This window comes from Acinetobacter sp. YH12064, assembly GCF_013419735.1.
Lineage (GTDB): Bacteria > Pseudomonadota > Gammaproteobacteria > Pseudomonadales > Moraxellaceae > Acinetobacter > Acinetobacter amyesii.
This window is the reverse complement of sequence record NZ_VOZP01000010.1, coordinates 38,813-50,079: the sequence shown is the minus strand read 5'-3', so window position 1 is coordinate 50,079 and position 11,267 is coordinate 38,813. Positions and strand designations below refer to the sequence as shown.

Sequence of the window (11,267 nt, the reverse complement as noted above, 5' to 3'; positions counted from 1 at the left end):
TAGCCATCAGACTTGACCAGCCTATTTTATTAATAATAAATGTAACATCTTAATAATTATTATTTTTTACAATCTCTTTAATTAACCTTTCTGAACCAAATAATGAAATTCTTTATTTCCATTTTCATCAAGACGTTCTTCTTGAAGCAATAGCTCATGACCTAAATGCATACAAAATTTCGGAATATCCCAAGAGGTCGAATTATCTGTTGCAAAAACTTCAACAATATCGCCCGATTTTGATTTACGAATGGCTTGATGCAACATCATCACAGGCTCAGGGCAACGTAAGCCACGGGTGTTTAATTGAATTGATGGGGGCACAGAAGGCTCAGACATTAGAAAACTCAGCATTAAAATCTAAGGCTATTTTAGCATAATCCTGAAGACTGAATGTTAGCTTGAAAAATGCAGGTGAAAGTCTCTTAAAATGACTTGATCGCTCATCATCTAGATCAACATTAACAATAGACAACTGTATTTTCTACGGTATGATAAAATCATCATTTATTAGATATTAAGAGTCTTTAGGAAAGATCATGCAAGAGGAATCCGGCCCGTCGTGGGGCATGCGCGGCTTACGTAAATGGCTGGGCACTGCACCAGAAACCCGTGACGAACTGTTGAAATTGGTACAAGATTCACGTCGCTTCTTAGAACCCGATACAGTTGCCATGCTCGAAGGGGTACTCGACTTACCTGCAACTAAAATCCGCGAGGTCATGACCCCCCGTACTGCGATGATCAGCTTGCAAGAAGATGATGAGCTATTAGATATTTTGCATGTACTTGTTGAATCTGCACACTCACGTTTCCCAGTCTTTTCCTCAGACCAGCCAGACAATGTTGTCGGTATTTTGTTGGCCAAAGATTTGTTGCCATTTTTGACAGAACCGACCATCAAAGTCGATATTCGTGCATTAATGCGTCAACCCTTATTTGTACCCGAGAGCGCGCGTTCTGACCAAGTTTTACGTATGTTAAAAAATACCCAAACCCATATCGCTGTAGTGATTGATGAATATGGTACAACTTCAGGTTTAGTGACTTTAGAAGATATTCTTGAAGAAATTGTAGGTGAAATTGAAGACGAACACGACAAAGTCGATGAAGAAGCTCAATTTATCATTCCAGATGAAGATCCACTAAGTGCAAATACATGGTTGGTTCAAGCACTTACACCAATTGAACACTTTAACAATCTTTTAGATGCTGATTTTTCAGATGATGAAGTAGAAACTGTGGGCGGCTTACTGCTACAAGAAATGGGCTTGGTCAGTGATTTACAAGGTCAAGTGATTGAACTTGAAAACTGGGAGTTTACCATTTTGGAGGCAGATGCACGTACCATTCATCTGATCCGAGCTGTCCGTAAATGAGAACCTACTTTGATAAGCTGCTAAACCACTCACAACAAAAAAAACAGCTACCTTTCATCTATCCTTTGCTGATTGCATTATTTTCAGGTGCCATATTCAGCTTGTCGCTGGCACCTTATCATTATTGGTGGTTGGCTATTTTATCTCCAGCCCTGCTATATGCCTGCTTAAGTCAACGTACCCCTAAACAATCGTTTTTCATTGGTCTAGCTTATGGCTTTGGCTTATGGTTTGTTGGGGCTTTTTGGCTGTATACCTCGATCCATGTCTATGGTGATACCAATTCAGCACTCAGTGTTTTGATGATTGCCATTATGGCGATTGTGATGGGACTGTTTACCGCAGTTCAGAGTTGGCTCTACCGCCGCTTCTTTCCAGAAACACCACTGACCTTTGCGCCACTATGGGTGTTTTTCGAGTGGAGTAAAACTTGGGTCTTTACCGGTTTTCCATGGCTGTTTGCAGGTTATGCCTTTACTGAACGGTTCCTCGATGGCTATGCGCCATTATTCGGGATCTTTGGGGTGTCTTTTGCGGTCATTTTATTGGCCTGTGCCTTAGTTGAAATCCTGCGTAAACGCATATTTTGGATTGTTCCATCTGCCCTTGTTTTGCTCGGCGCATGGGGTGCAGCGCAACTGCAATTTGTTCAGCCTAAAAATGAAAAACCGCTGAGTGTTTCCTTAATTCAAGGCAATATTCCACAAGATTTAAAATGGTTAACAGAATACCAAGCTCAAACCTTAATGAAATATGCGTCATTAAGTCGGACCGAATGGGGGCGTGATGTCATTGTTTGGCCGGAATCCTCCATTCCAATGTTCCAAACCGATATTGAGCCGTTTCTGGATGCGATGAAAGTCCAAGCCAATAAAACAGGGACGGCTTGGGTGACAGGTATTCCCTATTGGGATTTAGCGGAAACACAGCAAAACCAACACCCTATGTATTACAACACCATCATGGCAACTGGTGATGAATCTTCTGGTCTATATAAGAAGCAACGCCTAGTTCCGTTTGGTGAATACATTCCGCTTTCAGGGATGTTAAGTTGGGTACTGCCTGCCCTACAAAATGACCCGTCGATGAGTGGCTTTTCACGTGGTGAAAATAACCAAAAGCCTTTGAATGTTAAAGGTCATGATTTAGGTGCAGCGATTTGCTATGAAGTGGCTTATCCCAACTTAACGCGCCGTAATGCCAGTCAAAGTGATTATCTGGTGACCATTTCCAATGACGCATGGTTTACTGGAACAGCGAGCCCGCATCAGCACCTACAAATGGTTCAAATGCGTGCCAAAGAAAATGGCCGTTGGTTTATCCGTGCAACCAATACCGGCATTACCGCCTTTATTGATCATAATGGTCACATTGTGAAGCAGGCACCGATGGATAAAGATGCGGTACTGCGTGGTGATTTACCCGCCATGCAAGGCGAGACACTTTACACACGCTTAAGTGATTGGCCTGTGTTGATTTTCTCATTCTTGTTATTGGTTCTCGGTTGGATTTATCGCCCGCGTAAAGTTGATATTTCTTTTAAATCACGCCGTTAATTCCGCTACAAAAGATCAAAAAAACCGAGCCAAAGCTCGGTTTTTTATTGATAAACTTTCAGGGTGCCAGTTCACCCTACTTTTTCAAAGTAACTTGGTGCCTAGGGGAATCTCTGCCTCAGGCACACAAAGAGCAACATGCCCATCTGCATTATGAAAGCCTGTGACCAAACACTCTGACTGGATCGGACCAATTTGTTTTTTTGGAAAATTCACGACGGCAACGACCAATTTTCCCAATAGATTTTCCGGCTGATATAGCTGTGTAATTTGCGCACTGGATTTTTTAATGCCCAGTTCCTCTCCAAAATCCACATGGAGAATGTACGCGGGTTTACGTGCTTGCTCAAAGACTTCAGCCTGCACAATTTTCCCCACACGTAATTCAACTTTCAAAAAATCTTGCCAATCGATCTGTTGCATTTTTCCCTCTTTCTTTTCTTTGTTGTACTTCATCTAACTATCTAAGATCTGATATCTAAAGATTATAAAAATTTCATTCAGGCTGACCATATGTGAAACAGACATTCGATGCGTCAAAATGGACAAAGCAAAGTAATCTTAGAATGCGCATCATATTGATGTACGCTTTGATGTAAGCTAACTGTTCATTTGCACGGGACATAAAAAAACTGGAGCAAGCTCCAGTTTTGAAGGTTTAATTTTGGGGTTATAACTGAGTAACTAAATAGGAAAGCATGGCAGCTAAAGACACCATTGGAATATATCGATAAAGACGAACAACCATTTGTTCAATGGCAGATGCATGTTCTTGTTTTAAATTTGCCACAGTCGCTTTTAATGCAGACCAAAAACTTAAAGCTAGTAATGAACTCATTAAGCTCATGGCAAAGAAGCCCACCATAATTTGGCTACTGCCCTCAGTGCTTTGCCATAAATACACAATGCCTTGACTGATCGGCAGAATACTTAAAATCAAAAGAACAGATTTCAGCATAGACCAATGAAATTGGTTAATTTCATCCGTTAATAATAATGCTTTCATACTATCCTCCATGGCTAAAAAAGTACCATAAAAGATATTATGCTCGGTTATATTTAAATGAAAAGCCTATATTTATTCATATTTTACGATTATTGTAATCAATAAAATTGGGAATAATTCTTATTATAAATATCACATATTTTATAATATATAATTTAAATTAAATTCAACAACTTAATATTAATTTTATAATTAAGATTTATTATCACTTCACTCAATATTGAAACATCCTATTAAGTGAAGTGATTAATTCCATTAAAACTGAATTTATAATTATTCTCAGTTAGTGTTTATAGTAAATATCGGCATCATTGTCTTCACCGCCAGACTGACCATCTGCACCAAATGAATAAAGATCATAAGGACGGCCTTCAGAACCTGGAATCACATATTGAATGTCATTGTCCCAACTGTCTTTTGGATATTGCCCATTTAAGTATCCATCTGGTAACCAATTTTTTGCAGATTCTGGCTTAGTAATTAAGGCATTTAAACCACCATCTTGCATCGATGGATATTTACCATTATCAATTTTGTATTGCTTTAGTGCACCTGCCACAGTTTTTAAGGTAATCGCCGTAGTATCGACTTTAGCTTTTTCACCACGGCCCATCACGTTCGGTACAATCAGCGCTGCCAAAACACCTAAAATGACAATGACCACCATCACTTCAATTAAAGTAAAACCTTGTTGCTTCATATTTTTTGTCTTCACTTGCATGTTACAAATCTCTGTTCACATCATTGTTCGAATGTCTTAAATCATATTATTCATATTCACGATTGGCAGCATCACAGCAATCACGATCACCAGTACAATGCTCGCCATAAATACCAACATCAGCGGTTCAAGCAACGCCAATAAAGTTGAAATTAAGGTCGTCACTTCACGGTCTTGCATCGTCGACGCACGTTCTAGCATCCGATCCAATTCGCCTGAACTTTCACCACTTTTGATCATTTGTACCATCATCGGTGGGAAATAACCACTTCGCTCAAGCTGTGTTGCTAAATTACCACCTTCTGTTACTTTCTCTGCCGCAAGGTTGACCGAATCTCGAATCACCCAATTATTACTGACCGCTGCGCCAATTTTTAAAGCATCGACCAATGGCACGCCAGACTTGGTTAAAATCGACAAGGTACTGGCAAAACGAGCGGCATTAATGCCTTTAGACAGTTTGGAAAATAACGGTAATTTCAAGGTCAAACGGTCAAACGCATAATGTCCCGCTGCTGTTCTGAGGAATCGAACCAAGAGAAAAATCGAGACTACGCTACCGACCAATAAAAATGGCCAGGCCATTCGAATAAAATCACTGGCTTTCATTAAAGCGACCGTTATCCACGGCAAGGCATCTTTGCTTTGATCAAAGGTTTTGACAATATCTGGGACCACATAGGTCATGAGTCCCATCACAATCCCGAAAGACATTAACATCAGGATGATCGGATAAATCATCGCACCCTGCACTTTCTTTTGCATGGCAAAGCGATTTTCGGTGTAATCGGCAAGTTGGTCGAGAATGAGATCGAGATGGCCTGAACGCTCACCTGCTGCAATCGTGGCAATATACAGTTCAGGAAAGCGTCCCGCTTGTTGTAGTGCGTTGGCTAAAGAATGTCCTTCCAAAACTTTAGAACGCACCGACATCAACAGGTTTTGCACATAGGCTTTTTCGTTTTGTTTTCCCACAGCACGAATCGCTTCTTCTAATGGAATTGCAGCGGCAACCAAAACTGAAAGTTGGCGAGTCAATAAAGCCAAGTCATAGGCATTCAGCCCTTTTTGAAACCAGCGCTGCTGCGCGTGTTTGTCTTTTTGCTCTATCGGATCGACAGCAACTGGAATGAGTGACTGATCTCTGAGCTGTTGACGAATTTGACGCGCAGAATCACCCTCAAGTACACCCTTCTGCTGCTTCCCTGAAGCGTCTATGGCAGTAAACTGATATGCAGGCATTGTAATGCTCTAATTTTCCAAAATTTCTATCAGCGCAGTTGCGTCTGACCATCAAAATCATTCATATTCTTAGATATAAAATATGAGCTCACTCTAACACAACTCCTTTACGATCACGACGAAATTTAATCAGGAACTTATCCACGTTTTATGGCAAATTCAGCGAGCATTGCAACACCTATTTACCGCGTTCGAGTCGCCGTTCCGGTATATTTATACGACTGCTTCGATTACAGCTTAAACCAAGAGCAATACCAACAAGCTGAAGTAGGTGCACGCGTTGCTGTATCTTTTGGTCGGCAAAATTTGACCGGTATCATCGTGGAAAAAATTGCTCCCGATGCACCACTCGATTCAAGCTTTAAACTCAAGGCCATTACCGAACTTCTTGATGATCGTGCCATTTTAGATGAGAAAGTTTTAAATTTATTGACATGGTCTGCACAGTATTACCAATTTCCGATTGGTGAAGTGATGCAAAGTGCCCTTCCGACGCTGTTACGCCAAGGAAAGCCCTATAATTTACTGGCACGGACATGGAATCTGATCGACCATAATGCTGAAGCCAAAATTAAACGTTCAGAGCGTCAGCAAGAAGCGTATAAAATACTAAAATTACATCCCACAGGCACAGGTGAAAATCTTTTAAATTTGTCAGGTGTGGAAACAGCAACACTCAAAGCCTTAGAGAAAAAAGGCATCTGCGAATGTGTGTTAGCAGAACAAGACTTTAGCCCGATGCCGATGAGCATGGCGCAAATGCCACTTACAGCAAACCCTGACCAAAAAAAAGCGATCGATAGCGTATTAAAAGCACGTAAAAAATATCAGGCCTTCCTGCTCGATGGCTTAACTGGCAGTGGTAAAACTGAAGTCTATTTACAAATCATGCAAGAGGTTCTAAAGCAAGGCAAACAAGTCTTGGTTTTAGTGCCTGAAATTGGACTTACCCCACAGACCATTAGCCGTTTCCAATCACGTTTTCATTGCAATATTGCTCTACTACATTCGGGTTTGAACGATTCAAAACGTATGCAAGCTTGGCAAGCTGCGCAAACAGGTAAGGCGTCAATTATCTTAGGCACACGTTCTGCAATTTATACCCCACTGCCTAATCTAGGTTTAATTGTGATTGATGAAGAGCATGATCTGTCCTTTAAACAACAAGAAGGCTTTCGCTATCACGCTCGGGATGTCGCACTTTACCGTGGGCATCTGGAACAATGCCCTGTAATTTTAGGTTCTGCCACGCCTAGTATCGAGTGCTATGCACTGGCGAAACAAGGCAAAATGACCGTACTGGAATTGAACCAACGTGCGGGCACCGCGGTCATGCCGAAAATACACATCCTTGATTTGAAAGTGGCACAGAAACAGCATGGAATCAGCCAACTTTTGATTGGTGAAATCCGTAAACGGCTTGAAAAAAAAGAGCAAGTATTGGTGTTTTTAAACCGCCGGGGTTATGCACCTGTACTGATTTGTGAAAGCTGTGCATGGCAGGCCAAATGCCCACATTGCGATGCCAATTTCACGGTTCATCGTACACCTTATCAACATTTACATTGTCATCACTGCGGCACCATTCACCGTATGCCAGAGCATTGTCCACAGTGTAATCACCAAGAACTGAAATCCGTGGGCATGGGCACAGCGAAGGTTGAAGAAAGCCTGAATGAACTATTTCCGCAGCATGACGTTATACGGGTCGATCGTGATTCCACCAGTCGCGTCGGCAGCTGGCAAAAAATCTATGACAAGATTCAAAAAAGCGAACCTGCCATTTTGCTTGGCACACAAATGCTGGCCAAAGGACATCATTTCCCTTACGTCACCTTAGTGGCGATTTTAGATATCGATTCAGGTCTGCTGAGTGTGGACTTCCGTGCCATCGAACGTACCGCTCAACTCATTGTGCAAGTCACAGGGCGTGCCGGCCGTGGCGAACGTAAAGGCGATGTATTCCTACAAACATTAAGACCCGACCATCCGCTTTTGAATATTTTGGTCAATGAGAACTATCGAAAATTTGCCAAAGAAACCATGAAAGAACGGGAAATGGCACAAATGCCACCGTTTCGCTATGCAGCATTGGTACGCTGTGAGTCAAAAAACCAAGAAATCAATACTGAATTTTTACAGCAACATGCCCAATTGCTGCGTCAGGACTCTGCTGGAATTATTGATATTTGGGGGCCGATTCCTGCCCCGATGGAGCGCAAAGCAGGGCGTTACCAATCCCACATGGTTTTACTGTCTACAGATCGTGCGCGCTTACATTATTATCTGCGTTATTGGTGGCAAAACATCTTGCATAACAAGCCATCAAATATGAAATTGAGCCTCGATATAGACCCACAGGAACTCAGTTAAACGCGTACAATTCAGTCTGAAAATATCAGTCATACTGAATTGCAACTTTCGACCAAAAACACAACTCTAGGACGAGTAAATGTCACTACTGTTACAGATCACAATTTTCCTTGGCGCATCCTTATTGCTTGTCCCTTTGCTCAAGCGCTTTGGTATTGCAACGGTATTGGGATATCTGTTCACTGGTATTTTGCTCGGCCCCGATGTCTTTAACATTGCCAGTGATCCCCAAGCGATCCAAGATCTCGCTGAGTTTGGCGTGATCTTACTGATGTTCCTGATCGGCCTCGAACTCCGTCCACAGCGTCTATGGAGTATGCGCAGTTCTATTTTCGGCATGGGGAGTTTACAAGTCGGTCTGACCGGTCTTGTTTTAGCGCTAGGCAGTTTTTTTGCCTTACAACAAGGCATTGCAGCCAGTATCGTTATCGGTTTCGCTCTCGCTCTTTCTTCTACTGCCTTTGTCTTGCAGATGCTGAGTGAGAAGCAGCAATTAAACACCACCTATGGGCAACAATCCTTTTCGATTTTGCTGTTTCAAGATATGGCCGCGATTCCCCTGATTGCAGTCATCCCCCTGCTCGCAGGGACAGAATCATCACATCACGGAATCGCCTATTTCGCTGCCATCATTGCGACTTTTTCAGGCTTATTTTTATTTAGTCGATACTTAATGCGGCCTTTTTTCCGCTTCGTCGCGAAAAGTGGTGCGCATGAACTGATCACCGCTGTCGGTTTATTTATAGTGCTGGGTGTCGTGGTGTTGATGGATGTACTTGACATCAGTACCACACTCGGAGCATTTTTGACTGGCGTACTATTGGCAGACTCTGAATTCCGCCATGAACTCGAAGCCAGTATTGCTCCATTTAAGGGGCTTTTACTTGGTCTTTTCTTTATGACCGTGGGCATGACCACGGAACTGTCGTTGTTTGTTGAAATGCCATGGTTCATTATCGGTGGTGCGTTGGCACTGATGCTCATCAAAATGGCGTCACTTACCGCAATTGCACGTTATCTCAAAAATTCATGGCGCAACAGTATTTTACTGGCGACCTGTTTGGCTCAAGGCGGTGAATTTGCCTTTGTGGTCTTTAGTGTGGCGAAAAGTGAAAATGTCGTACAACAAGCCATTTTGGAGCCATTAACCCTCATCGTCACCTTGTCGATGGTGTTGACCCCTATGTTGTATTGGTTAATACAATCACAAATTTTGCCACGTTTTAATCCAAAAACCATTCCCGAATATGACGACATTCCGGATGAACATAATCCTGTGATTATTGCGGGCTTTGGACGTTTTGGACAAATCATTGCTCGTGTGGCGCATTTACAGCATTTGTCTTTTACCGCCATTGATAGCAACTTAGACAAAGTCGATTTCGTACGTAATTATGGTGGTCATCTGTATTATGGCGATGCCACACAACCAGATATTTTACGCGCTGCGGGCATTGAACATGCCAAAGTGTTTGTCCTTGCCATAGATGATATTGAAGACTCGATGAACGTGGCGCGTCATATTCGTCTGAATTACCCTCAGTTAAAATTATTGGTCCGCGCGCGTGACCGTCATCAGGTGCATTTGCTGCGTGATTTAGGAATTGAGCATATTTGGCGTGAAACCTATTTATCCTCTTTAGGAATGGCCTATCACATGCTGTGCGACTTAGGCATCAGCGATGAAGATGCATATAAAAGTATCGAATTGTTCCGTGACTATGATGAAAAACTGCTGACTCAACAGCAGCAAATCTATACCGATGAACAAAAGATTTATGAAACGCATCGTAACGCTTTAGCTGAACTGGAACATTTGTTTGAAAGCGATGCACAAGCCCGTGAAAAACCTACAGGTGTTGATTTACAACGCAGCTTACAACGTCATCGTATTGATGTCACAAGAGATGATAATGAATGACTTGTGTTTTACAATATCGTCACCATTAAAGCAGGGTTATGGAGAATTTTATGTCAGATTTACGCCAACGCTTTTTTATTGAAGATAGCCCTGTTCGTGGAGAAGTGGTTCATCTTGAAGAAGCCCTACAAACGATTCTTGCACAGCGTGACTATGCACCTGCTGTACAAATTCTCTTGGGTGAAATGCTCAGCGCGACTGCCTTGTTGGCCAGTACCTTAAAAATTAAAGGTCGTATTAGCTTACAAATTCAGGCTGCAGGCACATTTAAATGGGCAATGGCGGAATGTAATCATCTCGGTGAAGTTCGCGCACTTGCCGATTATGAAGAAGACCCGCACTTTCAAGCTGCTGAAGACAGCAGCACGGTACTAAAAGCCTTGGTAAACCCAGTACTTTTCATTAATATCGAGCCTGAATTTGGTGAGCGTTATCAAGGGATTGTACCTTTAGACAAACCGACATTAGCGGGTTGCTTGATGCAATATTATGATCTATCTGCACAGATCCCAACACGTATCGTCTTAGCAAGCAGCAACAGCCGTTCAGGTGGTTTGCTGATCCAGTTATTACCACGTAACAACGAAGAAGAACAACGCCGTGTCGATGAAGATCTATGGCCACGTTTAACCATGCTGACTGAGACATTAAAAGCAGAAGAGTTAACGTCTTTATCCGCAAATGAAATCTTATATCGTTTATACAACGAAGAAGAAGTTCGTCTTCCTGAAACTGAGGCCTTAAAATTTGGCTGTACATGTTCAAAAGAACGCTGTGCGACAGCACTTGAACAAATCGGTGTTGCTGCAGTTCGTGAAACCCTAGAGTTTCAAAACCCAATTGAAATGGATTGCCAATTCTGTAATACAAAATATACCTTTACTGCAGAAGAAGCTTTATCCCTTTTTGGTCAACACCTCAGCTAAATCATCGTGATGATTGAAAGCCTAAATCTAAGCATCCTTCGGGGTGCTTTTTTATTATTCCGATTAAATTTAGAACAGCTACTTTCTTCCGCTTAGTCGAATGGTTTCGAACTTTAGAACCTCAACATGATCAACTGTATTTG

At 42.1% G+C, this 11,267-nt stretch carries 10 protein-coding genes; 5 read left to right on the top strand and 5 right to left on the bottom strand.

Features of this window, described 5'->3' with window-relative positions; genetic code table 11:
- Nucleotides 1-81: 81 nt before the first annotated feature.
- A complete protein-coding gene (gene tusA, locus FTU13_RS10755) occupies nt 82-339 on the bottom strand; it encodes a sulfurtransferase TusA (RefSeq protein ID WP_078189780.1) in 258 nt (85 codons plus the stop codon).
- Between the two features lie 200 nt (nt 340-539).
- Here tusA and FTU13_RS10750 point away from each other — a divergent pair, with 200 nt between their 5' ends.
- The gene (locus tag FTU13_RS10750) at nt 540-1,379 is read left to right on the top strand and encodes an HlyC/CorC family transporter (RefSeq protein WP_218955146.1); all 840 of its coding nucleotides are present in this window, start codon (nt 540-542) and stop codon (nt 1,377-1,379) included.
- Complete coding sequence (gene lnt, locus FTU13_RS10745) at nt 1,376-2,935, top strand: apolipoprotein N-acyltransferase (RefSeq protein ID WP_180128264.1); 1,560 nt, start codon at nt 1,376-1,378, stop codon at nt 2,933-2,935. The genes FTU13_RS10750 and lnt overlap by 4 nt, the downstream gene beginning before the upstream one ends.
- An 84-nt stretch (nt 2,936-3,019) precedes the next feature.
- Here the strand turns inward: lnt and FTU13_RS10740 are convergent, their stop codons facing one another.
- The 4 genes from FTU13_RS10740 to gspF all read right to left on the bottom strand — a co-directional run bounded on the left by FTU13_RS10740 (nt 3,020) and on the right by gspF (nt 5,904).
- Complete coding sequence (locus tag FTU13_RS10740; protein WP_078192808.1) at nt 3,020-3,358, bottom strand: tRNA-binding protein; 339 nt, start codon at nt 3,356-3,358, stop codon at nt 3,020-3,022.
- A gap of 247 nt (nt 3,359-3,605) precedes the next feature.
- Entirely contained in the window at nt 3,606-3,941 is a 336-nt protein-coding gene (locus FTU13_RS10735; RefSeq protein ID WP_078189783.1) for a hypothetical protein, read from the bottom strand.
- Between the two features lie 283 nt (nt 3,942-4,224).
- Nucleotides 4,225-4,662 (bottom strand): type II secretion system major pseudopilin GspG, encoded by a 438-nt coding sequence (gspG, locus tag FTU13_RS10730; RefSeq protein ID WP_180115924.1) that lies wholly within the window; start codon nt 4,660-4,662, stop codon nt 4,225-4,227.
- Nucleotides 4,663-4,698: 36 nt separating this feature from the next.
- Nucleotides 4,699-5,904 carry a type II secretion system inner membrane protein GspF gene (gene gspF / locus FTU13_RS10725; protein ID WP_180128262.1) on the bottom strand — a complete coding sequence of 402 codons (1,206 nt, stop codon included), beginning with the start codon at nt 5,902-5,904 and terminating at the stop codon, nt 4,699-4,701.
- Between the two features lie 150 nt (nt 5,905-6,054).
- Here gspF and FTU13_RS10720 point away from each other — a divergent pair, with 150 nt between their 5' ends.
- The 3 genes from FTU13_RS10720 (at nt 6,055) to hslO (ending at nt 11,124) form a co-directional block, all read left to right on the top strand.
- Nucleotides 6,055-8,277 carry a primosomal protein N' gene (locus FTU13_RS10720; RefSeq protein WP_180128260.1) on the top strand — a complete coding sequence of 741 codons (2,223 nt, stop codon included), beginning with the start codon at nt 6,055-6,057 and terminating at the stop codon, nt 8,275-8,277.
- Between the two features lie 79 nt (nt 8,278-8,356).
- A complete protein-coding gene (locus FTU13_RS10715) occupies nt 8,357-10,198 on the top strand; it encodes a monovalent cation:proton antiporter-2 (CPA2) family protein (protein WP_180115926.1) in 1,842 nt (613 codons plus the stop codon).
- Between the two features lie 50 nt (nt 10,199-10,248).
- Nucleotides 10,249-11,124, top strand: a complete 876-nt coding sequence (gene hslO / locus FTU13_RS10710; RefSeq protein WP_111885623.1) for an Hsp33 family molecular chaperone HslO — start codon at nt 10,249-10,251, stop codon at nt 11,122-11,124.
- Nucleotides 11,125-11,267 lie beyond the last annotated feature (143 nt).